Source organism: Sulfurimonas iocasae (assembly GCF_047716755.1).
In the GTDB taxonomy this organism is placed as follows: Bacteria; Campylobacterota; Campylobacteria; order Campylobacterales; family Sulfurimonadaceae; genus Sulfurimonas.
The window spans coordinates 1,167,660-1,193,642 of record NZ_CP180409.1 but is presented as its reverse complement, the minus strand read 5'-3'; the positions used below and the strand labels follow the sequence as shown (position 1 = coordinate 1,193,642).

Sequence of the window (25,983 nt, the reverse complement as noted above, 5' to 3'; positions counted from 1 at the left end):
ACTTAAAAAGTATGGGGATGCGAAAGGAAATGAATAAAAATTATGCACATCTAGGGTTGAACTATTATTATGATAGTTCAAACGAAAATTTTTACTATAAAAATTCACCTATAAAACTAAGTATTAAAGAAAAATTATTATTAAAAAAACTTTTTGATGCAAATCGAGATATTGTTTCTTTTATAGAATTAGAATATTTTATCTGGCCTGATAATAGTGTATCTGAGAGTTCATTAAGGACTTTAATTTATAGACTTAGAAATAAACTTGATTACCAACTTATTGAGACTATTCCCTCTTTTGGAGTTAAACTAGTATCTTTGTAACGCTAACAGTGACATTTAAAGCACTACAAATAATGAGATAACTGGTACTTACCGACTAATATTTGATTCAAATAAAAAACTTCCTATAGAAGATAAATATTCCCTTGATTATATGAGAGAAGAGTGTGGATCAATAGGTGAAGTATCACGATTAATGATAAAATAAGAACATCTAAAACTCTACTCTAAACTTGGTCGTTTTAAAGTTGAATAAGAGTTAAAAGAATTATAATTTCAATTTTTTTGAAAAGATATTTCTAAAAAATTAAAATAATTTTTTTTTGTGACGCTAGCTGTGACAATATTATATTACAATTATAATGTCTAAAAAGACAATTTAATTTAAGGGTAATGAATTACATGGATAACGATTTTTACAAAGAAGTTTTAGATATTAAAAATGAATATTACAAAAACAAATTTGTTTTTGTATCAGGAGAAAGAATAAATAAAATTTTATTATCTTTAGGAGCAAAAAAAGAAGATATAAAAAAACTTAAAAACGTTAGTAATAATTTAGGAGAAGATCCTACATTAAATTTTAGACAATCAAAGAATGGTCGTTTTTGTTTCAACTTAAAAAATAAAAAACTAAATCGTTTAAAATTTCAACCGTTTATATTGTCAGAAAATGAAAATTTCAAAAGACATGATTCTGGTCAAATGAGAAAATTTAGAGGGATACAAGATGAATTACAATTGAATACGGCATTTCAATCATTAATGATTTTTCAAATGTTAATTTTCAAAGATATGAAAAGTAAAAAACGATCTAATTTAAATTATAAGTCTAAAAAATGGATTTCTACAGTATTTAATCTTCGTACAATAACTACTAAAAAGATTATTGGAGAACCAGCTTTGGAAGGTGTTCATGCTGATGGTGTAGACCATACTATGACTACACTTCTTGACTATTGCAATATGACTTCAAAAAGTGCTGTATCTTATATTCATGATAATTTAGAAGACAGTGGAATTAGATATAATGATGCTGATAATAAATTAGTTTATGGTTCTTGTCAGCATATTAATTTTTTAGATACTTTATTAATTTTAGATAATGAAAGAAAGCATAGTTTATCTCCTGTTTATGCATTAAATGAAAAAAATATAGCGACTAGAGATATGTTGATTTTTTTTACAAGAAAACCAACAACAGAAAAACATAAATCATTTATGTATGATTCATTAGATTTACATGAAGAAATTCCTATGGAAGTTCTTTTAAATAATTATTTGTAAAATTAAAAGGAAAATTATGATAAACAAAAGTATATTAGAAGAAATAGCAATTGATGATTTTTTTAAAATTGATATTAGAGTAGGTACAATTCTAAATGCTTCTTTTAATAAAAAAGCTAAGAAACCAGCATATATACTTGATATTGATTTCGGAGATGTTATTGGTATTAAAAAAAGTTCTGCTCAGATTACAGAAAATTATAGTCTTGAAATTTTGAAAGGTCAACAAATTTTAGCTGTTATGAATTTTCCACCAATGAGAGTTGCTGGAGTAAAATCTGAAGTTTTAGTTTTAGCTGTTGTTTGTGATAAAAAAGGAACTATTTTGATAGAACCTACAAAAGATGTGAATAATGGAGAAAAACTTTTATGACATCTGCTATAAAAAATTTAAAAATAATAATATTGACTATTTGCTGTTAACTTATAAATATAATTCCAATATTACTTCACTTGAGAGTACTCAGCTCTAAATTGTATAGCAACTTCTAATATACCGTATTTGTCCGTGTAAGCCTCCCCAAAAACTATACCACCTAAAACGGAATAATTCTGATAAAATAAATCAGGAGTAAGTATGCGAAAAAGTAAGTTTACAGACAAACAGATAGTTGATATTTTAAAGATCATTGAAGATGGTGCACCAGTTGTTGAAACACTTAGAGAAAAAGGTGTGAGTAAAGATACATATTACAAATGGAAGCAGAAATTCAATGGTATGCGAAGCAGTGATGTTAAAAAACTACGAGAGCTTGAACGTGAGAATACAAAGCTTAAAAAGATGTATGCAGATATGGCACTTGCAAATGAAGATCTAAAGGATGTCATAGAAAAAAAGCTCTAAAGCCTGAGGATAAGAGAGAAGCTGCTAAACATATTGTAGTTCATTTTCAGGTTAGCGTCATTCAAGCTTGTAAGATTATTGAGTTTAGTAAATATTCATTCTATTATGAGAAGAAACCTAAAGATGATAGCAAAATTATAGATGCAATAAACAACCTAATAGATAAGCACCCTCGGAATGGTTTTTGGCTAATCTTCAATCGTCTTAGAAAGCTTGGGCTTCCATGGAATCATAAACGAGTTTATCGTATCTATAAGGCTTTAGGACTCAACTTTAAAAAGAGAACTAAGAAACGCATACCAAAGAGAATTCAACATCCTCTGCAGGAGTTATTTGAGCCAAATGAGCAGTGGAGTATGGACTTTATGTCAGATACTCTTTATAGTGGCAAGAGATATAGAATTCTTAATATCATGGATGAGTTTAATCGTGAACTTATAGAGTTTGAAGTTGGAGTATCACTTCCATCTGTAAAAGTTATTTAAACCTTACAAAGAGCTATAGATTTTAGAGGTAAGCCGCAATCAATTAGAGTAGACAATGGCCCAGAGTTTATCTCTCATAAACTTGAGATGTGGTGTTATATTCACTCTATTGAGCTTAAATTCATACAACCTGGATGTCCAACTCAGAACTCTAGAGTTGAGAGGTTTAATGGGTCAATGCGAAGAGAGTTCTTTGATGCTTATTTGTTTTACACACTTGATGAAGTGAAAATCATGGCTAAAGAGTGGATAGATGATTATAATAATGATAGACCTCATGCAGTTTTAGGAAAATTAAGTCCTATTGAATATTTAGATAAGTACAATTTAGAGATGAATTATTCCGTTTAAACTGCTATGTTTTAAGGGGAGGCTTACATACCCATCTGCTTGTATAACAAGATGTTTTTCCACAATTTCTAAGAACTCTTTTTCTGTTACCATAATTAGTACCTCCTATTTTAAAAAATTTAAGCTTAAAAATAAAATTTAAACCTATTTAATTATAATATAAAAAGCTTAAAAATAATTTTCTTTATATATAATAATCTTAATCAACATAATAAACTAACAGATTCATTTTAATAAAGTATCTTCCGCTCCAAAGCATACAAGTTATTGCTCTCATGACAAGCATCTTTGAACCTCTCTTTTAGTTCTCTGTCATATGTCATTACATATACATTGGCATCTCTGGCTTTTAGATCTTTGAAGTTGTTTAGTAAGACTCCGTCTGCTACGTTTTTACCATGGTCACACTTTGTGAAGTTAAAAGAGTTAAATGTTTTTGAAAAGTCAAAAAGGTCTGCTTCCCACTCAGCTTTAAAAAGATAAAGTGAGTCTGGGTTACATGATACATAGATATGCTCGTCTTCTATCTCTAAGGGCTCTATGATGTCACTAAACATAGGAGAGATGTTTGAGAAGTTTTCTATGTCCCAAAAGAGGTATGAGCGTTTAGCTTTACTTTGCTTCTTTTTGTTAAAGAGTACCAAGTTCTTAGATATGTCTAGATGCACAAAAGCATCATCTTTTACAAACAGCATCTGATTTTTCAACTTTTTAGCATCTCCTGATGTAAAATTCAATAGTTTGGAAAGCTCTATATACATATCTAGCTCTCTTAGCTCATATTCGAAGCCTCCACTCTTATAACTATCAAAACTTTTCAACTTTTCATCCGAGTATATAGTTCTTAGTGAAATATACTCATTTGCCTTATAAGCACGTATTACAGATACAAAGATGTCATAAGCATTTCTCGTCTGGGCAAGATCTATGGAGCCATAGTATTTTTTATTTATAATTATTTTTTTCATCTTTTGGATTATATCGAAACATAACAACGAATAAAAATTACTTATAAAAAGAATAAATTAAATAATCTTGCAAAATACACTTTTAATAGTTTTTCGATATAATTGCGCATTATTAAATACATAAAAAATTTCTTTCCCCACAAGATTTTTTAACTCAAGGGCAATAAATGAATATAGTAACCGGATCTTCTACAGCATTAATCACTCCATTTAAAAATGGTAAACTTGATGAGCAGTCTTATGCTGCGCTTGTACAGAGACAGATTAACAACGGTATGGATGCAGTATGTCCAGTAGGAACTACTGGTGAGAGTGCTACACTTACCTCTGATGAAGATATAAGATGTATGGAAATAGCAGTTGAAGTTTGTAAAGGTACAAATACTAAGGTACTAGCAGGTGCAGGCAGTAACTCAACAGCAGAAGCTATAAATACAGCAAAACGCGCACAAAAATGTGGCGTAGATGCTATCTTTTCTGTTAGTCCATACTATAACAAACCATCTCAAGAAGGTATATACCAACACTATAAAGCTATTGCAGAATCTGTAAGCGAACTTCCATTTATGCTTTACAATGTACCTGGAAGAACTGGCGTTGATATTACAGCAGATACAACTATTCGTCTTTTTAACGACTGTGCAAATATCTATGGCGTTAAAGAAGCTACTGGTTCACTAGAGCGTACAGTTGAGCTTCTTTCTCGTTGTCCTGAGCTTAAAGTATTCTCAGGAGACGATGCAATTGACTACCCTATTCTTGCAAATGGTGGAGCTGGAATTACTTCTGTTACATCAAACCTTATGCCTGATTTAAAATCTGAGTTAGTTAGACTAGCTTTATCTGGTGACTTTGCTGGGGCAAAAGCTATAAATGACAAACTTTACCCACTAAACGCAGTAATGTTTTGTGAGTCAAACCCTGTTCCTATCAAAGCAGCTATGTACATCGCTGGTCTGATTGAGACATTAGAATATCGTCTTCCTCTAGTTCCTCCAAGCTTAGAGAATATGAAAAAGATAGAAGAAGTTATGAAAAATTACGAAATTAAAGGATTATAGGATGAGTGAGCAAACTATGCAAGGGAAGACTTTATTTATCAGTGGTGGAACTCGTGGTATCGGAAAAGCTGTCGTTTATGCATTTGCAGCAAAAGGTTGTGATGTAGCATTCACTTACGCTTCTAGTGCTGATACTGCAACTGAGATTATTAATGATATTGAATCGAAGTTTGGCATTAAAGCTCGTGCTTACAAACTAAATATCTTAGAGCCTCTTACTTACAAAGATGTATATAAAGAGTTTGATGAAGATTTTGATAGACTTGATTATTTCATCTCAAATGCTATTATATCTGGTCGTGCTGTTGTTGGTGGTTTTGCTCCATTTATGAGACTAAAACCAAAAGGTCTTGGTAACATTTGGACTGCTACTGTTGAAGCATTTGTAGTTGGCGCTCAAGAAGCGGCTCGTAGAATGGAAAAAACTGGTGGTGGTTCTATTATCTCTATGAGTTCTACTGGTAACCTAGTTTATACTCCAAACTATGCTGGTCATGGAACTAACAAAGCCGCAGTTGAGACTATGGTTCGTTACGCTGCTGCTGAACTTGGCGAGAAAAATATTCGTGTAAATGCTGTAAGCGGTGGTCCAATAGACACAGATGCACTAAAAGCATTTCCAAACTATGAGGAAGTAAAATCTGAAGTAGTAAAACGTTCACCACTTAATCGTATGGGAGACGCAACAGACCTTACAGGTGCGTGTCTTTTCTTATGTGAGAATGGTTCTTCTTGGTTAACAGGACAGACTATTGTTGTGGATGGTGGGACTTCTTTCCAATAATTTTTTTAGGTATAGCACAAAAGCTATACCAGTTTTAAATATCCACTTCTTTAGATAAACTCTCAGCAGTAACCTTCTTACCATATACTATTTTTCCATCAGTCAAATCTTCAACCCAATAATATATTTTCTTATCATCAACTTGAAGATAATCAACTAAATACTCATGTCCACCTTTAAAAAATGTATTATTAATTCTTATGTTATAACCACTTCTATATTTTTTTCTACATGCAAATCTATGATCTCCTTCTGGAATAAGTATTGAATCTAAACCACTTAACCCAAGTATCATTTTAAAAGCATTAACTTTTCTTTCACCATCAACTTCCCATATAGATATCCCATCTGCTACTTTGATCAAAGCTACATCATTTTTACTATATTTCTCAGTAACATTAATCTTAGTAGGAGTATATGTATCTTTTGGCTTTGCCTCATAATATGTTGTACTACATCCAGTAAATAGTAACAATAAACTAAACAATAATGAACCTAACAATTTTTTATCCATTCTTAATCCTTTTTAATAAAAAACAATATTACCAATTTTTACTTTAAAAAACACTTGAATACATTTAAATTATATTTTCTATTCTCTTATCTTTGATTTTATGTCATTTGCTCTTTCTTGGGCATACGTTAGTAGTCGTGAACGGTATGCTTTTTCGTGTACGAAGCTTTTATTAACTAAAGATAGCTTTTATTTAAGCACTATATGCATAGAGTCTTTTATCATCTCTGTTGATTAAGTATTCTATCTTTTGAGAATCATGCAGTGATGCGTTTGAGATTGTAAAATTTGTGGTGAGTTTAGTAGCAATATCTGTTTTTTTTTAAAATAAATTAGAAGCTTATATAGTTTTTAACTAGAGTAAACTTTCTATCTAATCTCTACGCTATACACTATTAGAATATACTCCATTATACCTCTTGTTTATGTGAAGCTATTCTTCTTAGTTAACAGGACAGACTATTGTTGTGGATGGTGGGACTTCTTTTTAGTAAAAAATATATACTACTATATTTCCACCTCTATCGAGGTGGAAAACTCAAAAATTATTTACCTGGGTAAATATCACTATTAGGATGATTAGGTTTGCTTATCCCTGAATTATCATCATTGGTTGTATCATAATGAACTACTGACGCAGCTTGCAAAGCACCTAATGTTAATGCGATTAATAAAATGATTTTTTTCATTTTGTATCCTTTGGTAAGAACGCGTTACGCTCTAGTATTTTAAATCGGAGTAATTTTATCCTATTTAACTTTTGAATATCTATTCATTATTAAATTACTATTTTTTTTTAAGATTTTTATTATTAAATAGATAATCTTGACTTATATCAAGTTTTTTGATTGACTTGTATTAAGTTGAGTTTGAATATACAAATGTATAATACAATTCTAATAACAATTACTATTAGATGAATAGAAAAAGTAAAGTCCATACTAAGCGCTGAACAATACGAAGAGTTGTTAAACTACGGCGTCATAAATATGTTTTAATAAAAGGAAAAAATATGCAGAACAACAATACTTTCGAGATATTTGAAAAAATAGTTTACGATAACGACTTAGAACTTTTTAAGAGTGAAGTTCAAAAACTAAGTGATATTAACATACAAAATAAATATGGCTGGACACTTTTACATATAACTATCAGAAGAGATAGAGCTGATATGGTTAACTTTTTACTAGATAGCGGTGCAGATATAAACAAGGTAGACGGTGTTGGCTGGACTCCATTGATGGAAGCCATCATGGATGATATGCCAAAGCTATGTAGAATTCTAGTAGATAGAGGTGCTGACAAGTCTATTGCAAATGCAAGAGGTGCTACAGCTCCGATGCTTGCGCAAAAATTTGCTCGTGTTAATATGTACGATACACTAGCTTAAAGAGGAAATAAAATGAGTGTTTTATTAGAATTTGCAATGTTCCCTACTTCTGATGATTGCAGAGACGGCTCTTCCGTTTCTGCACAAGTTAGTAAAATTATAGATGCAATTGACAAAACTTATGTTTCTTACCAACTTACACCTATGGGTACAATCATTGAGACTGACACGATGCAAGAAGCACTTGCTATCATAGAGTTAGCATACGAGCAACTTAGTGATTGTGAGAGAGTTTATTCATCTTTGAAGTTTGATATCCGTAAAAACACAAAAAACAGACTAAAAACTAAAATAGCATCTGTAGAAAAAGTTTTGGATAGAGAAGTAAACCATTAATAAGCAAAAAACAGCTAGAATCACGTTATTATAAATTTAAGGACTTTTTTTGTTAAACCTTCCAAATGCCTTAGCATCACTTCGTATACTTTTAGCACCGTTGATGTTTTGGGTAATTTTAAATCCAGAAATATTCACAGATAACGGTTATCATATATCGTGGAACTATTACTTTGCATCTCTACTTTTTATTTTAGCATCTGCAACTGACTTTTTTGACGGTTATATAGCTAGAGAGTGGAACCAGATGACTCTTCTTGGTGGAATCTTGGATCCACTTGCAGACAAGATGCTAACTCTTGCAGCTTTTTTAGGTCTTATGATGATAGGGGAAGCTTCTGCTTGGGCTATATACATCATTATTGTTCGTGAGCTTTTTATTACAGGTATCAGAACAGTAGCAGTTAGTGAAGGTCTAGATGTTAAAGCTTCATGGGCTGGAAAAATAAAAACTGTAGCACAGATGATTGCTATCGGTTTTTTACTTATGCACTGGCCTATGGCAAATGAACTTTTATGGTTTGCAGTAGCACTTACTGTTTACTCTGGTTTAGAGTATCTATGGGGCTTTAGAAAAGCACTTCTTAAGGATGAGATTTAATGAGTATTTTAGTATCCCTTTTAGTCCTATCGGCACTTATATTTTTTCATGAACTAGGTCACTACTTTGCGGCTAGAATGATGGGTGTTTCGGTAGAAGTATTTAGCATCGGTTTTGGTAAGAGAATGCTTACATTTAAGAAGTGGAGTACTGAGTGGAGTATTTCAGCTATTCCTCTTGGCGGATATGTACGCATGAAGGGTCAAGATGACTCAGATCCAACTAAAAAAAGTTACGATGAAGATAGCTATAATATTAAAACTCCTATGCAAAAGATATTTATACTTTTAGCAGGACCTTTTGCTAACTTTGTACTTGCATTTGTTCTTTACTTCATCATCGCTCTTGGCGGTCCAAATATTCTTTCTCCTGTTATTGGAGATGTAGTTAAAGATTCGCCTGCAGAAATTGCAGGACTTAAAACAAACGACACAATCAAGTCTATCAACGGTGTTTCTATTACCACATGGAAAGAGATGGCAAAAATCATCGAACACTCTGATGGATCTTTAAATGTAGAAGTTATACGAGATGGTTTTATAGAGTTTAAGACTCTTACTCCAAGTATCAGAGAAACAAAAAATATGTTTAACGAAATCATCAAGAAGAAGATGATAGGTATAGGAAGTGCCGGAGTTTCACACAAACTAGAGCTTAGTCCTTCTGAGACATTTAGCTATGCAACAGAGCAGACTATCTTTGCATCTACTATGATATTTACAGGGCTTAAAAAACTTATAGTTGGAGAAGTTCCCGCTAAAGAGTTAGGTGGAGTAATTAGCATCGTAAAACTTACATCAGATGCAACGAGTGCAGGATGGATGAGTGTACTATTTTTTGCAGCACTAATCTCTGTGAACCTAGGAGTTTTAAACCTTCTTCCTATTCCAGCTCTTGATGGTGGACACATCATGTTTAATCTTTATGAGTTTATCTTTAGAAGAGAGGCCAGTGAAGCGATTATCATAAAACTAACTATTGCAGGATGGGTAATACTTTTTTCACTTATGGGACTAGGTCTCTTTAACGATATTAATAGATTGATGAACTAATATATATACAACCAACTACATCCATCTATAGAACCCTGTGCTACAGGGCTCTATAAGCTTCCTCTTAAATACATCTAGATACAATAAACTACTAATAACTACAAAAATCCCTACCTTTACTGCTATTTTTAGTCAAAAGTAGGGATTTCAAACAAAGGTGCTATTTATGGGTGTTTTAGAGCATAAACCAGTGAAAATTAAACTTAACAATAGTTCTGCAAGTGGAATGTATATTTTACTTAAAGAGGATGAAGCAAGATACACAACAGAGAATGAAACTAGACCTCCAAATAGAATATATAGAATTCAGGTAGCTGTAGAGGCTGTATACAATAACAAAAGATGCCGAGGTAAACTATCGTTTCAAATTCAAAAGGGAACATCTATAGCCAAAGCTGTGAGTTCACTTCTTGGTAATAGAGAGGAGATGAAAGAGACTCTTAGAACAAAAGGGACTCTTTCAACTGAAAAGAAAATATTTACAAAAATAGACACTAAAGATAGAAAATTATCATCTGTTTATGAAGCTTGGATTACTGGTAAAAAAATAAATCAAAGTTATAATACTATCCGAATATATGAGAGTTGCTATAACACCCATTTAATCAAACTAAGAAATAGAATAATAGATGAACTAACAGAAGATGATATACAAAACCTAATAAACTCTATGATAACTAAAAGTAAATCTCCATCAACTATAAATGTTGTTAAGATGGTAATGAAACCACTTTTAGAACTAAACGATGTACATCTAAACTGGAAAAAGATTATACTTCCAAAGAATGACAAAAAAAGAACCTTTAAAGGTAGCGATGAGGATGCAAAGAAGATTACTAAAGCTCTACTGGAGTATCCTCATCCAATCATGAGAGGAGTATTTGCATTTTTACTTAGTGGAAGAAGAATAGGTGAAACTTTACAACTAGAATACAAACATATTAATTTTAGAGACGGAACTTTTACATTACCAAAAGAGATTACTAAAACAAAAACATCTCCTACCTATGTATTAACTCCCCTACTCTTAAATGCAATAAAGTCTCAGAAAACCACAAAAGGCAAAGTCTTTGATCTAAAAAGAGATGCAGCTAACTACCATTTTCATAAAACTATGACGAGTATTGGTGTGCATGGTATGGTTATGCATGATCTCCGTTCAATGGTAGCCGTTGTCTCACTTAGAAATGGTGCGGATATCTATGCTGTAAGTAAAATGCTATCTCATAAACTTTTAGCTACAACGGAGAAGGCTTATCTTGGCGATGGTACGGAGAGAGCTATCGAAGCTCAAAATACATTTAATGCATTAATGGATAAACCTGATGAAATTATAGATGTAGATATTGAAGAAGATGAATTTACAGCTTTGAAGAATATTTATCCAGATGCTACGGATAAAAAAATATATACAATAATTGAGATGATGAAATAAATATATATACTTGGAATGTCCCCTATAAACCAGACACTTATTTAACTAATCCTACATATCCACTTCATAGTAAAATCCATTTGATTGTTTTTTTATTTTTGAATACTATAAGGTTATCTTTCAAAATAAGGAAACAAAGATGAAGTATTTAAAAATGCAAAGATTATTTTTTATGTTAGCTACAAGTTTAGAGATTACTGCTTATGGTTTCGATCTTTTTAATCACGTTACTGCTTTGATATAAAGGTTTATGATGATAAAAGATATTTTTGAGTTAGTAATATTTATTGTCATTGTATACTTTGTTATCATACCAGTATATAAAGCGATATTTAGTTGGCTTTTTGAGTCTAAATCAAAATCACAATTCATCTTTAGATGGTTTGTAATATCTCAGTTTTTAAAATAAAGGATTGTATATGCTAAATTATCATAGGTTATTATCAGTACTGTCTATATTCTCAGTAATATATTCAATTTATGGAATATTTTCTAATCAAGCAAAAATGGGATTCTATATAGGTGTATTAATTTTATCGTTAATTATCCTAGGGCTATCTACTGGTATATTAAGCCTAAATAGAATAAAACAAACTGACAATGGAGAATCCAAATGAACTCAGACATTAACTCAATTGAAGTAATAACTTTTTTTCTATTGTTTTTTGGAATAGCTTTATCTATAGGCAAGTATCAATATAACAAGCAAATCAAAAAGAATACTCATGATAGTACAAACAAGCACAACAGTAAGTTTACCTCTTGATTATTACTGTCAATTTAACTTACTACCAAAAGCTGATGGGTGTGTAAATGTACTATTGCTTACAATTATGTTCTTTGTATTTTTATTTATTGTTTTAAGAAGTGAAAAGTATCAATATTTATCTAATTATATAATAGATAAGTTTGGTGGATGGTTTTAGTTATAAAAATAGGCAAGAAGATGAATAACTCATTCGGATATAATACTCCTATGAAAAAAAGAGTATATAGTTATTACTAATTAAGGTAAAGCTATGAGTAGAGTAGGACTCTACCATGTAATATGCAATCAAATAAAATGAAAAAAGCACTGATAAATAAAAAAGGTGTTCATATATTAAGACATACCTTTGCTCGTAATCTTGTCGCTAAAAATATTAATCTATCAACTATCTCTGAACTGCTTGGTCATGCTAATATAATTCTTACTGTTAGGACTTATACTCGAAGTGATGAGGGGAATAAGATTAGAGCAATTTTATTGGATTAAAGTCTATAAATTTCTATTTAAACATTTAGACTATTATACTATTCTAATTCCACCTTTCCTCTCATACTTTTTTTCTTGGCATGTTTTTTCTTGGAGTTGAGTCGCCGTTTGACTCCCCCTTTGGTCGGTTTAGTAGCGATACGTCTCTTCTGGACGAGATTCACATTTTTGATAAGCTCAATAAGGCGTTCCATAGCTTCTTCCCTATTCTGTTCCTGGCTTCGATGCTGCTGGGCCTTGACGACGATTACTCCCTCTTTTGTGATGCGCTTGTCCTTGAGCCCTAACAGCTTTTCTTTATAGAACTCGGGCAGAGAGGAGGAGGCAATATTAAAGCGAAGGTGGATTGCGGCAGAGACCTTATTTACCTTCTGCCCTCCAGAACCTTGTGCACGTATTGCAGAGAATTCGATTTCGCTCTCGGCTAGAGTGACAGTGTTTGATATCTTTAGCATCGTTTTCCTTTGATTGCATCGTACTGCACTTAGAACAATATTGTTTTTAAAAAACTTGCATTTTTTGGTAGGTAGACATATATGATTTAAATACATTTCTATTATCAACATCGAGGCATACCTATAGCTACCAAGTAACTATTTTACCATAGAAAAATCATCAAACTTACCAGCTTATAAAATGTTCTAAAACTTCTTAAGGTTTGTGGGAATTTAGGGTTTGGACTTTTAGAACACTTTGTGGAACACAGAAAATCATTTTGAATAATTTGTATTCCAAAACCTAGAGATAATGAGATAGAAGAAATCCCTCATTGTGATACGCTCCAATTACTAGGTGTTAGTTATATAGAGATTATTTTATAGTAATTATAATATGTCTACTTTATAGGGGACATTCCAGAATGATGAGAGAGAATGCTCTAAAGGAGGTCTCAAAAGAAGTCAATCATAATAGAGAGGAAATTACAGAATATTATTTGTTAAGAGCATAATACTTAGCGTTAGGTTGTTTTAGTCATGTTATCACCTTTTGATAAGAATGACAGATAGATGTGAAAATATATTAGCTTAATACTTGTTTATATTTTCTTTACTACGATATACTCCGAAACATAAAGTCAAGAAGGTGCTAATTAAGTGTTTAACAGGGTAATAGTTTTTTTCAGTATTATCATTATATTAATAACTATGAATAGCACCTATCATTTTCATATTGATGACCATCATGATCACTATCATGCTGGAGTTGAAACACATAAAATTTCTGCTGAGCAGTCAACTTTTCATTACTCAGAGCATACAGAGTATCAAGATGATACTGGTGTAATCAGCAGTATCCTTCTTATCGTACTTCTTTTTACGAGTATTGTTCTTTCCTTCTTACAGTTATTTCCAATAAAAGTAATACAGTTTATTCCTAAAATTACTTTTTGCAGATACATTTTTATTGACCCACCACCTATTCCTATACGATACGTTCTTTTTCACGCACCTCCTACTCAGCACTCTTAAACTACCTAATCTTAGTGTCTTTAAAAATTCTATGCACTATTATGTAAAAAAATCTGTTTTTTATTCATAAAGTACATATTAGATGTTATATAAAGACCTTCAATAAAAAAATATAAGGAATATTATTTATGAAAATTGTTATCTTATCCTTAGCGATAATTATTAACCTTTACGCTGCAAATAACAGCACTGCATATCAATGGGATGCTTTTATACAAAAGGCAGTAGAAGCCTCATTCACTATTAAACAAGATGAAGCGCAACTAAGCGTTGAAAAAAGCAAAATTGCTCAATCAACTCTTTGGAAAAACCCTACACTTGAAATGTCATTTGATGATGGACTTGAAAACAGCATCGACTATACATATTTTGAGGTAAGTCAACAGCTACCTGCTTGGGGTGAAAACTCCTCTAAAAAAAGAGCTGCTGAGTTTTCGTTAGATAGTGCCAAATACTCTAAAGATTCAACTCTGCTAAAAGTTCAGTATCAAGCTGCTTCTCTTTTTCAACGTATTTATTTTTTGAAAAAGCAAGTAGAGATGTTAGATAAACAACTTAGAAAGATTAAGGACTTACAAGAAAAATCAAAAAATCGTGAAGAGTTAGGTGAAATATCTGGCTTTGAAAGTTCCCGTATTGAGATTCTAAGACAACAAGTCCTTATGAAAAAACAGAGCTTTCAAAACCGTTATATAAAATCAACTTTTGAGGCACAGTCTCTACTTAATGTAGATAGCGAAGTTTTAATCTTAGGTGATATCGTTAAAGCTGATGAAAATAAAGTTGAGACTATGACAGCGTCTCTTGAAAAAAGTCCGGAGTATGCAAAACATGAAGCTATGCTTCAAGCAACAAAACAAGAACTGGCACTTGTAAAAGCAACACGTTATGCACTGCCTGAACTATATCTTTATTCAGAGCGTGATCTTAATCCAAATAACAACATAGATAGCACTTATGGTTTTGGTTTTAAACTCTCTTTACCATTATGGAATACTCAAAACTCTAAAATAGAGATGCAAAATGCCAAAATCCAAAAAAGCACTATTAAGACACAAGAGGTTTTATATAAACTTAAAAATCGTGTGAGCAGTTACCACAAACTATATAAGAACAGTTCAAAACAGTTTGAAGATTACAAGAAAAATTTGCTTGACCCTTCTAAAATATACTATGAAACCAGTGTGCTTTCATTTGAACTTGGTGAAATAAGCCTGCTTGAACTTCTAGATGCTCAAACACTATATTTTCAAAGTCAACTTGAACATCAGAACTTGATTTCACAATCTTATATCTATTGGCTGCAGTTATGTAAAGCATCCTCTATTAACCTATTAAAGGATAACTAATGAAAAAACTATCTCTTATCTCAATAATAACGCTACTACTTTTAAGTGGATGTAGTGATCACTATGAAGAGAATAAAAAAAGTGTACAAGTTGAAGAAAAACCGGCACCTGAACCTATAGCTATTACCGACTATACTAAACAAACAGAACTATTTGTAGAGTTTGATCAGTTTGTTCTCAACCAGCCATCTACCTTTTTGGCACACTTTACATATATGGATACATTTAAGCCGTTCAAGCAAGGACGCGTAGAAGCATGTCTTACTTTTTCAAATCAGAAAAAAGAATGTTTTAGTGTTGAAGCTCCTGCATTTGAAGGTATCTTTAAACCAGTTGCCATACCAACGCAGAGTGGATTTGCCGAGTTAGATATCAGAGTTGAGCAAGGGAATATAATCCAAACTCATAAACTAGGTAAGTTTCAAGTTTATAATTCATATGAACAAATCCCAATGAGTAGTGAAGAGGAAGCGGATGATGGCATTAGCTATTTAAAAGAGCAGCAATGGAAAGTTGAATTTGCCACGCAGATAGCTTCAAAAAAGTTATTACGTGAATCAGTATCTACATTTGCAAAAACAGAGGTTCCGAGCAATCAGGAGTATATTTTGAGTGCACCTGTTGCAGGAATTGTTACTCCGATCAGCGAGCTTGGTGTAGGTTCAAAAGTAAAAAAGAATATGGAGTTAGTATATATAACACCTCTACTTGGACAAAAAGAGGATATTTCAACTCTTAAATATGAGCTTAAAAAAGCAGAGACAAATCTTGCTTTGAAAAAAAATGAAAATGAACGTGTGCAAAAGCTTAAAGCAAAAAATGCAGTATCTCAAAAACGCATAATTGTTGCCCAGCAAAATTACGAAATGGCTAAAGCAAAACATGCGAATATGGTTCAAAGATTAAATCAGCTGGACACAAGCAGCAGTAACCAAAGTGGTATTACATTAAAAAGTCCGATAGAGGGTAAAATCGCTAAACAACTAGCATTGCCAGGATCATATGTTAATGAGGGTGACCCTATAGTACACATTATAAATCCTAAAAAACTTTGGATTAATGTAAATATTCCTCAAAGTGAAATATATAAAGTAACTAAGCCATTGGGTGTAGAGTTGACTCTAAATGATAGTTCACTTGAATTTAATGTAGATAAAAATACAAAATTTCTTTATTTTAATGACAGAGTTGATCCAAAAACGCGCTGTGCTTCATTAATATTTGAAATAGACAATCCTCCCTCATCTCTTAAAGCAGGTGCAGGTTATGCTGTAAAAGCATATACAGGTAAAGTGGTGCAAACCTTGGCGATTGCAAAAAGTTCTATTGTTAATGACAATGGACAGCATGTTGTATATGTTCAGGTAGGGGGAGAAAGTTTTGAACGTCGTAATATTCAGACTGGTATTAGTACTGGAGATTATATTGAAGTAACATCTGGTCTAAGTGAAGGTGAGCATGTCGTTTCTAAAGGTGCTTATCAGGTTCTTTTATCTGCTGTTTCACCTGCAGCGGCCGGTGCCGGTCATGCACACTAAGGATTCAGTATGTTAGAAAAAATAATTAATTGGTCTTTACAAAAACGCCTTATTGTCTTGGCATTAGGTATGGCTGTTATGATTTTTGGAGTGTTAGAGCTTCGAAAATCTGAAGTAGATATTTTTCCGGATTTGACTGCACCAACAGTTACAGTCCTTACAGAAGCCGGTGCTATGACACCAGTGGAGATAGAGAGACTTATAACACTACCTATAGAAAATGGACTAAATGGACTCTCTGGGCTTCGACGTATCCGTTCAAATTCACTAAGTGGTATATCTGTCGTTTATGCAGAGTTTGATTGGGGGACAGATATATACAGAGCCCGTCAATTGGTAACTGAAAAGATTCAGCTAATTAAAGAGAACTTACCGCAAAATGTAGGTTCTCCTGTATTGGCTCCAGTCTCTTCTATTATGGGTGAGATCATGTTTATTGCTCTGCACTCAGATAAGCACTCAACAATTGAACTAAAAACAGTAGCAGACTGGGATGTACGTCAACGTCTACTTTCCATATCAGGAATTTCAGATATTATCCCTATTGGTGGTGATACAAAGCAGTATCAAGTACTTATTAAACCTGAAAAGTTAATCGATTATGATTTAAATGTAAATGAGATACTTCAGGCTATTACACAATCAAATGAAAATGCTTCAGCTGGTTATTATGTTCAAAATTCTCAAGAGTATATGATTAGAGGAGTAGGTAGACTTCAAAATATTGAAGATATTTCCAGTACCGTAATTAGTATAAAAGATGGTATTCCTATACTAATTTCCGATGTTGCGGATGTCGATATCGGTGCAGCTGCCAAACGTGGAACAGGCTCTTATAACGGTAATAAGGCTGTTGTTTTGGCTATTCAGAAACAGCCAAATGTCAATACCATTGAACTTACTAAAAAAATAGAGCTAAGTATTGATGAAATTCAGAGCAGTCTTCCCGAAGGGATGAAGATAGAAAAAGACCTGTTTAAACAGTCTTCTTTTATTGACGCTGCTATAGGTAATCTTTTAAATGCATTACGTGATGGTGCTGTTTTGGTTGTCATAATTGTATTACTGTTTTTACTCAGTATTAGAGCTACACTTATTACGCTTATGGCTATTCCTTTATCTCTATTTTCAACAATATTTCTACTGAATGCCCTAGATATTACAATTAATACTATGACACTAGGTGGTATGGCTATTGCCCTTGGAGTGCTAGTTGATGATGCTATTATTGTTGTTGAGAACATTATCAGACGACTGCAACAAAATAGTGAGAAAGAGGTATCCGAGCAACACAGTCGTTTAAAGGTCATAAAAGATGCTACCTTTGAGATACAAAGTTCTATTGTTTTTGCTACGATGATTATTTTACTAGTATTTGTACCTTTATTTTTCCTAGAAGGGATGGAGGGGAAACTTTTAGCTCCTTTAGGGATGGCATATGTAAGTGCACTTGTGGCTTCTTTAGTCGTAGCAATTACAATTACTCCAGTTCTGAGCTATTATTTCTTAAAAATAAAATCAAAAAATGTACATGAAACTTCTAGCTTTTTATTAGTGCTTGTAAATACATATGACAAAGTATTGACATTTACTATTTATCGCTGGAAAATGCTTGTAATAAGTTTTGGTATTTTATTTGTAATAGCAGGTATATTTTTATTTAATGCCGGTAAATCTTTCCTGCCAGAATTCAATGAGGGAAGTTTGACTGTTGCTGTTGTTTCATTACCAGGAACTGCCTTAGAGAAGTCAGATGCTCTTGGCGGTCGTGTTGAAGAGGTCTTACTTGGATTTGAAGAGGTTATCTCAGTCACAAGAAGGACAGGACGTTCTGAATTAGATCCTCATGCACAAGGTGTACATGCATCTGAGATGGAAGTAGAACTAAATATGAAGAATCGCTCAAAAGAGGAGTTTCTTGAGGCTCTAAGAAAAGAGTTTGCTACTGTTGCCGGGGTTAATATTTCCGTAGGTCAACCAATTTCTCATAGAATAGACCATATGCTATCTGGTTCAAAAGCTGCCATCGCTATTAAGGTATTTGGAGAGGATATAAATGAACAGCGTTCTATTGCAAAAAGAATTAAAGATGTAGTTGAAAAAGTTGAGGGTACAGTTGATGTAATGGTTGAAAATCAAACAGACCTTCCACAACTTGTTATGGACTTCAACCGTCCGGTCATGGCTTCATACGGGATAAGTGTAGCAGAGCTTAGTACTATTATTCAAACAGCATTTTATGGCACAGAAGCTACAAAACTTATTGAAAAAAATCGTTTATATGATGTTGTAGTAAAATACAAACAAAAAGAGAATGTTGATCTTGACGTAATTAAATCAACACTTGTTCAAACTTCTTCGGGTGCACAAGTTCCCTTGAATGCACTTGTAAAGATTTCAGAAGCACGAATGCCTTATATGATTAGCAGAGAGGGGATGGAGCGCAAGACTGTTCTTACATCAAACGTTTCAAACAGTGATTTGGTTGGAATTGTTGAAGAGATTAAAAAAGGAATAGAAAAAGATATAAGCTTGCCAAAGGGCTACCGTATTGAGTACGGCGGACAGTTTGTAAGTGCACAGGAATCGTCAGATATATTGATGATTTTAGGCACGTTAGTCATATTTGGTGTATTTTTACTTCTATATTTGGCTTTTGGTTCTATGAAAGATGCAACACTGATTTTAGTTAATCTACCTTTTGCTCTTATTGGAGGGGTTGTTGGACTCTATGTTTCAGGTGGTATAGTCTCTATTGCAACTCTTATCGGCTTTATTACACTTTTTGGAATTGCAACTCGTAATGGTGTTATGATGATTTCACATATTCATACGCTAATACGTGTAGAAGGGATTACCGATTTTGAGCAAGCTGTTAAGCAAGGTGCTAAAGAGCGTCTAATACCGATCTTGATGACGGCACTTGCAGCAGGACTTGCAATGGTACCTTTAGCTTTAGGTGTAGGTGAAGCCGGAAGTGAGATTCAGGCTCCAATGGCTATGGTAATTTTGTTTGGACTTTTTAGTTCTACACTGCTAAACATGATTATATTGCCGGCTCTTTATTTACGTTTTGGATCATTAGAACCTAAGAAAATATAGATCTAAGACATCACTGTATATTCAGTGATGTTAAGTTAATTAATAATCATTCTTTAACTATAATACTATTATAATTATTGAACAATGGTTTTTTCTTTAGTTAGAAAAATAAAATAAAAAGGATATGTTATGCCAACAACACAAGAAAATTTAGAGACTGCTTTTAGTGGTGAAAGTCAAGCTTACCAAAAATATAGTGCCTTTGCTAAAAAAGCTGAAAAAGATGGATTTGCAAATATTGCTAAACTATTTCAAACTACTGCTGAAGCAGAACGTATTCATGCAGAAGGACATCTAAAAGCTATGGATAAAATAAGTTCAACTTTAGAAAACCTTGAAGCTGCAATAGCTGGTGAAACTTATGAATATGAAGATATGTATCCACCAATGTACGAACAAGCTGTAGCTGATAAACATAAAGCAAAAAAAATGTTTGGCTTTGCTATGGAAGCAGAAAAAGTCCATGCAGAGCTTTATAAAAAAGCACTTGAAGCTGTAAAAAGTGGAAAAGATATAGATGAAGTAAATATATACTTATGCCCAATATGTGGTCATATAGAACTAGGAACACCTCCAGAAAATTGTCCGGTGTGTGGAGTTCCAGCTTCTACATACGTGCAACTTTAATATAATTAGGAATTATTAAAGACAAAGCAAAGCAAACTCTTTATATCTTTTTTAGCCTGTCTGGAAAAAGCACAGGTGCTAACTTTACAGGTAAATAATCATTAAATTAGTCTGCATCATGCAGGCTAATATCTACCATTATAAAGGACTGAAAAATTGGCTTATTATATAACAAAACTAATTATTACAACTATTTTAATCGTGTTAATATCTGAAATAGCTAAGAGAAGTAGTTTAGCTGGTGCATTATTAGCAGCTATCCCTTTGGTGTCAATATTGGCTATGACATGGATGTATGTTGATACAAATAACAGTGATAGTGCAGTTGAATTTTCAAATAGAATTGTTTGGTTAATAGCACCGTCAATGACACTATTTATAGCTTTCCCTTATTTAATTAAAAAAGAGATAGGTTTTTACCCTAGTCTATTTATATCGACAGCTTTAACTATCGTAGCGTATTACAGTGTGATATTTGTTCTGGAAAAATTTGGAATAAAGCTTTAAAGTTCAACAACCTGTACCTTTTGGAGCAAAAAATCGTTGTTCCAAAATCCATCTCTTTATGTAACAAAATTAATAACAGGATAATTTGTTCCAAAAATAAGAGCTTGTTGACAAGGTGTCATGTATGAGAGGATAACGGGGGCGCGGGTGAGTAACAGCCGTTGAGAAACCTTTAGGTTTTACAATGGTTGCTTGCTCCTCCCGCTTGTTATCTGGCGCTGTGCGACAGATGACCAGTGGGTGTTCAACCCGCGCCCCCGTTGTCTGGATGCGAAGCGTCCAGACAACGTTTGTCGTGAGCGATAATTTTCCCGCTGGGTAAATTATCGCGTTCCTCGTACTTGTTATATACTTGCATTTTTGATAGTAAATAAATTACTATTCACATTGAAACTCTAGTGAAATATGTCCTGGTTTAGCAAAACCAGAATTTGTAACTTCTAGATTAAGAGTTTTAACCATCTTTTGTTTTTGAGCGCAAAATTCATTTGCTTCTTTGTAAACATCTGCTTTAACTCCACTTGGTGGACCAAATCCAATTTGAACACTTCTTTTTCCAATCATATAAGTTCCCTTGTCCATTGGAATTACTCCTGTACTGCTACATGCAGTAAATAAAATAACAGAAAATATTGCAATATATTTCATTTAAGTCCTTTGTATATAACGGGGGCGCGGGTGAGTAACAGCCGTTGGAAAACCTTTAGGTTTTGCAATGGTTGCTTGCTCCTCCCGCTTGTTATCTGGCGCTGTGCGACGGATGACCAGTGGGTGTTCAACCCGCGCCCCCGTTATCCGGTCACGCAGTGAACGGATAACTCTTTATTCAACTACATTATATGTAAAACAACTTTAAAGCACATAATTAACTCACATATTATTTGTAGGTTAATGTGTAAAAAATACGATATATTGTCATGCTTATACAAAAAAAAAGAGAAACTCTATAAAAGTCTTAAAGTTTGAATGTTCGTTTAATACTGTATGTTCAAATTAAATCACACTTTGTGTGTTAATTGTTAAATATCTTACATAACTTACAAAATGTTGCTTAAGCGGAGAATTAAAAATAGATTTTTTTTCCTTTGTTTCACAACCTGTTCTTTTTGAAGCATGTTCAAAAATTCAACTCTATTTGGAACAATCTTTCTGTTACTAAAAACTGTTCCAAAAATAAGAGGTTTCAGCGTGTACTAACTTGTTATGCAGCATTTGGATCGACAGCTCAAACAAGGTTATCTAATATCCATTGTTTGGTAGCTCTAGAATTAAAAAATTTTCTCCCGTATCCCTCAGTTAGCAACTCTTCAGGCAGATACTCATCATACTTTTCAATTAGCTTTTGCTGAATAGAAAGTGTTCTCGATAATTCGGTTTCATTCGGTAGTACATCATTTGATATATCTATTAAGTAATTCTTTATGTCATTTGAATTAGAATTTTGTACTTCAATAACACCAGCAAAAACACTACATACAAAACCATTTTGAATGAGTAAAATAGCAAGAGTATTAACGACTTTATCGCCCATCCATGAGAAAATATAGCAGTGTTTACCATTTTGATAGATGGGTTGATATTCAAGGTTGGCTTCTTTAAAAAAGTATGCTCCTTCTTGAAATAACTGCCTTCCGAGATTATCCACAAAATCTATTTTCTGATTACCAACCTCGATGCGATAGTCACCATTTCGATAGATGCTTAACATCTCTTGTCGAACCCTGTCATGAATTGACATGCCACTACCATTAAATTTAGGGGGTTTGCCACCTTTTGTTGCAGTCACATAAATAACTTTCTTTTCATCATCAATATCGATGACTTTCCATCTACGACCACCAAATATAATATTCTGATCTTTAAGAATTAGCGAATCAATTGGTAATGTTCCAAGGGTTTTACTTCCTGCAACAATGCGAAATTCTTCCGGTGTTTTAAATACGGCGTAAAAGGTATATGAATTAGTAATACGTTCGCCTTCACTTCCTAAGACTAGTTCACCGCTATTAATTTGCTGTATCAGATGAATTCTTCCCATATGGGACAGCAGTTGCTTGAAGTGTTGAATAGATATTTCTTTGAATGATCCTTGTTCGCACAATAAAGAGTATAGTTGATTTGCACGGGTGCTTCCCCACTGTGCAATTACAGCAAGAATCTGGTGTAAAAATGTCGAGAGATGCATTTGTTCTGTATCTGCCGGTTCAAACCAATTCTCTACGATAAGCAACCGTATCATTGCCAATGACTGTATCAGTTCTAATCTAAGACCATCTACAATATTAGATTTATCACTCAGTTCATTTTCAGCAATGAGCATTCGTAAAATAGATGGTGAATTTCTTCTGCCGGATCGACCTAGCCGCTGACGTAAACTTGATACAGAGTGTGGTGCAGTAACCTGAACAACAGAACTCACCTTGCCGATGTCGATGCCCAACTCTAAGGTCATAGTACAAATAGCAGTAGTAGGTAAGTTCCCTTTTTGCAATCTAGACTCCAAAGATTCTCGTAGTTCTTTGGCTAAAGAACCATGATGTGGGAAAAATTCATTTGGTACAACTTGCTGTTCGCATAAATCACTTAACTGTGCAGCAATACTTTCTGTCCTGCTGCGGCTATTTGCAAAAACAAGATGTGAGTCACCTCTACAGAGTTTGAAAATTTCCTGACAAATCTGTTGTTCAGCGGAGGTACGTGTTTCATTTAGTGGCTCTAAGTATCCCTTAACCTGAACCTTAATAGTGCTTTGGTTCTGACTATCCGTAATAGTTTCACAAAGTAGACTTTTATTCGGTCTGAGAGAAAGTGGAACTTTTTCAATTTCTCCAAGTGTCGCACTTAGCGCAACCCGCGGTATGGGATTGGAGATTCGACCCGTAATATGTTCAATGCGTGTAAGCAAAGAGAGTAATTGCTGGCCTCGTTCCGTTCCGATAAACGCATGAAATTCATCTATGACAATATATTTAAGTGTGGCGAAAGACTGCTTTACCCATCCAGGATCCCTATCGAGGAGAGATTCCAAAGATTCAGGGGTGATAAGGAGAATACCGGAAGGATTTTTTCTGGCTTTCTTCTTTTTTGATTGAAGGCTATCACCATGCCACGGCGTAACCTGCATATCCAACATTTCACTTAACGATTCGAGCCTGCGGTACTGATCGTTAATCAATGCTTTTAAAGGACTGATATACAGAATACCAAAACCATTCTCCTCTTCGGCTATTGCACTGCATGCTGGTAGAAAAAAAGCTTCTGTTTTACCTGCTGCCGTCGATGCGCTAATCAGAACGTCTCTATCACCTGACAGAATAGGTTCAATTGCCCGTTTTTGTATTTCTCTTAAATCAGGCCATCCCTGATTAAACAACCATTTTTGTACACGCTTATCAAGACGCTGATATTCCTCAATCATAATTTGAAATCAGCTAATCCATCAGAATTCATAATTCCGCTAGTCTCTCTATCTATAATGATTTCATCGGTATCACTTGGTCGATCTTCTTCAATCGTAATAGATTGAACTAATTGGGACCATTGTATAGAAGGGTTTTGATCTAGTACAGATAGCATATCTAAAAATGCTTTTATAGTATTTCTCGGTGTACGGAAATAGGCATCTCCGATAGCAGAATTGCAATGATGTAAAAATGATTTTAGGGCATCATCAGGAATGAGATATTTAGATGTGTCTCCTTGGGCAAATACATGGCGCAAGTTCTTCAGGAGAATATAAAGTTCTTCAGGTGTTAAACTCGCTAGGTGTAGTGATGGAGAGGAATAATCAATCACCCCTGCTCTCTGTGCAAAGGTATTTTCAGCTAAACGGGATTGCAACGCTTCATAACTATACAACCCTCTGCGGGGATCTAGTAAAAACTCCGGTGTTCCACTCAATAAAAATCCGAGATATTCTGCCGACCCCTGAAAGCAGTCATTTAAAATTCTTAGAATCTGCTCATAGTTAGATGTACGTGCTTGCGTATTGCTCAGTTTATAAAGATTAACCATCTCATCTAGATTAACAAGTAAACCTTTATATCCTGCCTGACGTACAAATAGACTCATAAGTTTTAGCGCGTCATAAAACGAGTTATCCGAAATAATCGTTCTGACATCAAGATCCCTTCGAGCATCAGTCTTCGTTGTGTATTCAGCACGTAGCCAACGAATAGCATTTGATTTTAGTTCTTCATTATCTTGCTCATAACCGTTCCAGTAAGCATTAATAACTTTTGCAAAATCATACCCGCCTACCAGTTCAGATAAAAATGCTAATTTTTGATGTATTACTGTTGAAACATTAGTGTTATTTTCATCTGCTTCTTTACAAGCTTGAGTTACAAACCGCTCTACAACACTGGCTAATGCATTTCCATCTGGCTTATTACGGGTTGACAGATTCCTCATAAGTTCGGAATAAAGATTTCGTGCCTGACCTGAAGAAGCGTGTAGTCGTCGATCCGGTGAAAGATCCGCATTAACTGTAACCAGCTTCTTTTCAAGGGCAATGGAACGTACTACGCTCAGAAAAAATGTTTTCCCTGAGCCATAATCACCAATGATAAGTCTAAATGCTGCTCCACCTTCAGAAATTCTTTCAATGTCCTTATACAACGCTTTAACTTCATTGCTTCGACCTACCTGAATATGCTGAATCCCAATCTTGGGAGTCACACCTGATTTCAGTGATTGAATAATTGCATCACGTTCTTTTAATCGGATACGTTTTTCCATAATT

General features: G+C 33.6%; 25 protein-coding genes and 1 pseudogene. 19 read left to right on the top strand and 7 right to left on the bottom strand.

Features of this window, described 5'->3' with window-relative positions; all coding sequences use genetic code 11:
- Positions 1–29 precede the first annotated feature (29 nt).
- From ACLHDE_RS06035 to ACLHDE_RS06020, 4 genes and pseudogenes are all read left to right on the top strand, one after another.
- Positions 30–326 (top strand): winged helix-turn-helix domain-containing protein, encoded by a 297-nt coding sequence (locus ACLHDE_RS06035; protein ID WP_415398306.1) that lies wholly within the window; start codon positions 30–32, stop codon positions 324–326.
- A gap of 360 nt (positions 327–686) precedes the next feature.
- The gene (locus ACLHDE_RS06030) at positions 687–1,571 is read left to right on the top strand and encodes a 2OG-Fe dioxygenase family protein (protein WP_415398305.1); all 885 of its coding nucleotides are present in this window, start codon (positions 687–689) and stop codon (positions 1,569–1,571) included.
- Between the two features lie 16 nt (positions 1,572–1,587).
- Positions 1,588–1,944: a tRNA-binding protein gene (locus tag ACLHDE_RS06025; protein ID WP_415398304.1), complete on the top strand. Its 357-nt coding sequence runs from the start codon at positions 1,588–1,590 to the stop codon at positions 1,942–1,944.
- A 204-nt stretch (positions 1,945–2,148) separates the two neighbouring features.
- Positions 2,149–3,251 (top strand): annotated as a pseudogene (locus ACLHDE_RS06020) (IS3 family transposase).
- 230 nt (positions 3,252–3,481) lie between these two features.
- Here the strand turns inward: ACLHDE_RS06020 and ACLHDE_RS06015 are convergent.
- On the bottom strand, positions 3,482–4,219 hold the full coding sequence (locus ACLHDE_RS06015; RefSeq protein WP_415398303.1) for a hypothetical protein: 738 nt from the start codon (positions 4,217–4,219) through the stop codon (positions 3,482–3,484).
- 167 nt (positions 4,220–4,386) lie between these two features.
- On the opposite strand from ACLHDE_RS06015, the gene dapA reads away from it, so the two are divergent.
- Together dapA and ACLHDE_RS06005 are read left to right on the top strand one after the other, a co-directional pair.
- Positions 4,387–5,280 carry a 4-hydroxy-tetrahydrodipicolinate synthase gene (gene dapA / locus ACLHDE_RS06010; protein WP_415398302.1) on the top strand — a complete coding sequence of 298 codons (894 nt, stop codon included), beginning with the start codon at positions 4,387–4,389 and terminating at the stop codon, positions 5,278–5,280.
- Between the two features lies 1 nt (position 5,281).
- Positions 5,282–6,064, top strand: a complete 783-nt coding sequence (locus tag ACLHDE_RS06005; RefSeq protein WP_415398301.1) for an enoyl-ACP reductase — start codon at positions 5,282–5,284, stop codon at positions 6,062–6,064.
- Positions 6,065–6,098: 34 nt separating this feature from the next.
- Here ACLHDE_RS06005 and ACLHDE_RS06000 read toward each other — a convergent pair whose 3' ends face one another.
- Positions 6,099–6,578 carry a hypothetical protein gene (locus tag ACLHDE_RS06000; RefSeq protein ID WP_415398300.1) on the bottom strand — a complete coding sequence of 160 codons (480 nt, stop codon included), beginning with the start codon at positions 6,576–6,578 and terminating at the stop codon, positions 6,099–6,101.
- Positions 6,579–7,123: 545 nt separating this feature from the next.
- A complete protein-coding gene (locus ACLHDE_RS05995; protein ID WP_415398299.1) occupies positions 7,124–7,267 on the bottom strand; it encodes a hypothetical protein in 144 nt (47 codons plus the stop codon).
- Between the two features lie 323 nt (positions 7,268–7,590).
- On the opposite strand from ACLHDE_RS05995, the gene ACLHDE_RS05990 reads away from it, so the two are divergent.
- The 7 genes from ACLHDE_RS05990 (at position 7,591) to ACLHDE_RS05960 (ending at position 12,647) form a co-directional block, all read left to right on the top strand.
- Positions 7,591–7,968 carry an ankyrin repeat domain-containing protein gene (locus ACLHDE_RS05990; RefSeq protein ID WP_415398298.1) on the top strand — a complete coding sequence of 126 codons (378 nt, stop codon included), beginning with the start codon at positions 7,591–7,593 and terminating at the stop codon, positions 7,966–7,968.
- Between the two features lie 12 nt (positions 7,969–7,980).
- A complete protein-coding gene (locus ACLHDE_RS05985) occupies positions 7,981–8,304 on the top strand; it encodes an MTH1187 family thiamine-binding protein (RefSeq protein ID WP_415398297.1) in 324 nt (107 codons plus the stop codon).
- Between the two features lie 49 nt (positions 8,305–8,353).
- Positions 8,354–8,905 carry a CDP-diacylglycerol--glycerol-3-phosphate 3-phosphatidyltransferase gene (pgsA, locus tag ACLHDE_RS05980; RefSeq protein WP_415398296.1) on the top strand — a complete coding sequence of 184 codons (552 nt, stop codon included), beginning with the start codon at positions 8,354–8,356 and terminating at the stop codon, positions 8,903–8,905.
- Positions 8,905–9,957 (top strand): RIP metalloprotease RseP, encoded by a 1,053-nt coding sequence (gene rseP / locus ACLHDE_RS05975; protein ID WP_415398295.1) that lies wholly within the window; start codon positions 8,905–8,907, stop codon positions 9,955–9,957. Before pgsA ends, rseP begins: the two co-directional genes overlap by 1 nt.
- Before the next feature lie 166 nt (positions 9,958–10,123).
- Positions 10,124–11,392, top strand: coding sequence for a tyrosine-type recombinase/integrase (locus ACLHDE_RS05970; RefSeq protein ID WP_415398294.1), 1,269 nt, complete (start codon positions 10,124–10,126; stop codon positions 11,390–11,392).
- Between the two features lie 725 nt (positions 11,393–12,117).
- On the top strand, positions 12,118–12,318 hold the full coding sequence (locus ACLHDE_RS05965; RefSeq protein ID WP_415398293.1) for a hypothetical protein: 201 nt from the start codon (positions 12,118–12,120) through the stop codon (positions 12,316–12,318).
- A 122-nt stretch (positions 12,319–12,440) separates the two neighbouring features.
- Complete coding sequence (locus ACLHDE_RS05960; RefSeq protein WP_415398292.1) at positions 12,441–12,647, top strand: tyrosine-type recombinase/integrase; 207 nt, start codon at positions 12,441–12,443, stop codon at positions 12,645–12,647.
- Between the two features lie 38 nt (positions 12,648–12,685).
- On the opposite strand, the gene arfB is transcribed toward ACLHDE_RS05960, so the two are convergent.
- Positions 12,686–13,102 (bottom strand): alternative ribosome rescue aminoacyl-tRNA hydrolase ArfB, encoded by a 417-nt coding sequence (arfB, locus tag ACLHDE_RS05955; RefSeq protein WP_415398291.1) that lies wholly within the window; start codon positions 13,100–13,102, stop codon positions 12,686–12,688.
- 690 nt (positions 13,103–13,792) lie between these two features.
- Here arfB and ACLHDE_RS05950 point away from each other — a divergent pair.
- The 6 genes from ACLHDE_RS05950 to ACLHDE_RS05925 all read left to right on the top strand — a co-directional run bounded on the left by ACLHDE_RS05950 (position 13,793) and on the right by ACLHDE_RS05925 (position 21,239).
- Positions 13,793–14,116, top strand: coding sequence for a hypothetical protein (locus ACLHDE_RS05950; RefSeq protein WP_415398290.1), 324 nt, complete (start codon positions 13,793–13,795; stop codon positions 14,114–14,116).
- A gap of 128 nt (positions 14,117–14,244) precedes the next feature.
- Complete coding sequence (locus ACLHDE_RS05945; protein WP_415398289.1) at positions 14,245–15,465, top strand: TolC family protein; 1,221 nt, start codon at positions 14,245–14,247, stop codon at positions 15,463–15,465.
- Positions 15,465–17,003, top strand: a complete 1,539-nt coding sequence (locus ACLHDE_RS05940) for an efflux RND transporter periplasmic adaptor subunit (protein WP_415398288.1) — start codon at positions 15,465–15,467, stop codon at positions 17,001–17,003. Before ACLHDE_RS05945 ends, ACLHDE_RS05940 begins: the two co-directional genes overlap by 1 nt.
- Positions 17,004–17,012: 9 nt before the next feature.
- The gene (locus ACLHDE_RS05935) at positions 17,013–20,105 is read left to right on the top strand and encodes an efflux RND transporter permease subunit (RefSeq protein WP_415398287.1); all 3,093 of its coding nucleotides are present in this window, start codon (positions 17,013–17,015) and stop codon (positions 20,103–20,105) included.
- A gap of 129 nt (positions 20,106–20,234) precedes the next feature.
- Positions 20,235–20,732: a rubrerythrin family protein gene (locus ACLHDE_RS05930; protein ID WP_415398286.1), complete on the top strand. Its 498-nt coding sequence runs from the start codon at positions 20,235–20,237 to the stop codon at positions 20,730–20,732.
- A gap of 156 nt (positions 20,733–20,888) precedes the next feature.
- Positions 20,889–21,239 (top strand): DUF3147 family protein, encoded by a 351-nt coding sequence (locus tag ACLHDE_RS05925; protein WP_415398285.1) that lies wholly within the window; start codon positions 20,889–20,891, stop codon positions 21,237–21,239.
- A gap of 378 nt (positions 21,240–21,617) precedes the next feature.
- On the opposite strand, the gene ACLHDE_RS05920 is transcribed toward ACLHDE_RS05925, so the two are convergent.
- The 3 genes from ACLHDE_RS05920 to ACLHDE_RS05910 all read right to left on the bottom strand — a co-directional run bounded on the left by ACLHDE_RS05920 (position 21,618) and on the right by ACLHDE_RS05910 (position 25,979).
- Entirely contained in the window at positions 21,618–21,887 is a 270-nt protein-coding gene (locus ACLHDE_RS05920; protein ID WP_415398284.1) for a hypothetical protein, read from the bottom strand.
- Between the two features lie 577 nt (positions 21,888–22,464).
- Positions 22,465–24,657, bottom strand: a complete 2,193-nt coding sequence (locus ACLHDE_RS05915) for a DEAD/DEAH box helicase (protein ID WP_415398283.1) — start codon at positions 24,655–24,657, stop codon at positions 22,465–22,467.
- Positions 24,654–25,979: an ATP-binding protein gene (locus ACLHDE_RS05910; RefSeq protein ID WP_415398282.1), complete on the bottom strand. Its 1,326-nt coding sequence runs from the start codon at positions 25,977–25,979 to the stop codon at positions 24,654–24,656. The genes ACLHDE_RS05915 and ACLHDE_RS05910 overlap by 4 nt, the downstream gene beginning before the upstream one ends.
- Positions 25,980–25,983: the final 4 nt, after the last annotated feature.

Excerpts from the sequence above, each read along its gene's own strand:
- ACLHDE_RS06035 (WP_415398306.1), top strand. The coding sequence starts at position 30 with ATGAATAAAAATTATGCACATCTAGGGTTGAACTATTATTATGATAGT.
- ACLHDE_RS06030 (WP_415398305.1), top strand. The coding sequence starts at position 687 with ATGGATAACGATTTTTACAAAGAAGTTTTAGATATTAAAAATGAATAT.
- ACLHDE_RS06025 (WP_415398304.1), top strand. The coding sequence starts at position 1,588 with ATGATAAACAAAAGTATATTAGAAGAAATAGCAATTGATGATTTTTTT.
- ACLHDE_RS06015 (WP_415398303.1), bottom strand. The coding sequence starts at position 4,219 with ATGAAAAAAATAATTATAAATAAAAAATACTATGGCTCCATAGATCTT.
- dapA (WP_415398302.1), top strand. The coding sequence starts at position 4,387 with ATGAATATAGTAACCGGATCTTCTACAGCATTAATCACTCCATTTAAA.
- ACLHDE_RS06005 (WP_415398301.1), top strand. The coding sequence starts at position 5,282 with ATGAGTGAGCAAACTATGCAAGGGAAGACTTTATTTATCAGTGGTGGA.
- ACLHDE_RS06000 (WP_415398300.1), bottom strand. The coding sequence starts at position 6,578 with ATGGATAAAAAATTGTTAGGTTCATTATTGTTTAGTTTATTGTTACTA.
- ACLHDE_RS05995 (WP_415398299.1), bottom strand. The coding sequence starts at position 7,267 with ATGAAAAAAATCATTTTATTAATCGCATTAACATTAGGTGCTTTGCAA.
- ACLHDE_RS05990 (WP_415398298.1), top strand. The coding sequence starts at position 7,591 with ATGCAGAACAACAATACTTTCGAGATATTTGAAAAAATAGTTTACGAT.
- ACLHDE_RS05985 (WP_415398297.1), top strand. The coding sequence starts at position 7,981 with ATGAGTGTTTTATTAGAATTTGCAATGTTCCCTACTTCTGATGATTGC.
- rseP (WP_415398295.1), top strand. The coding sequence starts at position 8,905 with ATGAGTATTTTAGTATCCCTTTTAGTCCTATCGGCACTTATATTTTTT.
- ACLHDE_RS05970 (WP_415398294.1), top strand. The coding sequence starts at position 10,124 with ATGGGTGTTTTAGAGCATAAACCAGTGAAAATTAAACTTAACAATAGT.
- ACLHDE_RS05965 (WP_415398293.1), top strand. The coding sequence starts at position 12,118 with ATGATAGTACAAACAAGCACAACAGTAAGTTTACCTCTTGATTATTAC.
- ACLHDE_RS05960 (WP_415398292.1), top strand. The coding sequence starts at position 12,441 with ATGCAATCAAATAAAATGAAAAAAGCACTGATAAATAAAAAAGGTGTT.
- arfB (WP_415398291.1), bottom strand. The coding sequence starts at position 13,102 with ATGCTAAAGATATCAAACACTGTCACTCTAGCCGAGAGCGAAATCGAA.
- ACLHDE_RS05950 (WP_415398290.1), top strand. The coding sequence starts at position 13,793 with ATGAATAGCACCTATCATTTTCATATTGATGACCATCATGATCACTAT.
- ACLHDE_RS05945 (WP_415398289.1), top strand. The coding sequence starts at position 14,245 with ATGAAAATTGTTATCTTATCCTTAGCGATAATTATTAACCTTTACGCT.
- ACLHDE_RS05940 (WP_415398288.1), top strand. The coding sequence starts at position 15,465 with ATGAAAAAACTATCTCTTATCTCAATAATAACGCTACTACTTTTAAGT.
- ACLHDE_RS05935 (WP_415398287.1), top strand. The coding sequence starts at position 17,013 with ATGTTAGAAAAAATAATTAATTGGTCTTTACAAAAACGCCTTATTGTC.
- ACLHDE_RS05930 (WP_415398286.1), top strand. The coding sequence starts at position 20,235 with ATGCCAACAACACAAGAAAATTTAGAGACTGCTTTTAGTGGTGAAAGT.
- ACLHDE_RS05920 (WP_415398284.1), bottom strand. The coding sequence starts at position 21,887 with ATGAAATATATTGCAATATTTTCTGTTATTTTATTTACTGCATGTAGC.
- ACLHDE_RS05915 (WP_415398283.1), bottom strand. The coding sequence starts at position 24,657 with ATGATTGAGGAATATCAGCGTCTTGATAAGCGTGTACAAAAATGGTTG.
- ACLHDE_RS05910 (WP_415398282.1), bottom strand. The coding sequence starts at position 25,979 with ATGGAAAAACGTATCCGATTAAAAGAACGTGATGCAATTATTCAATCA.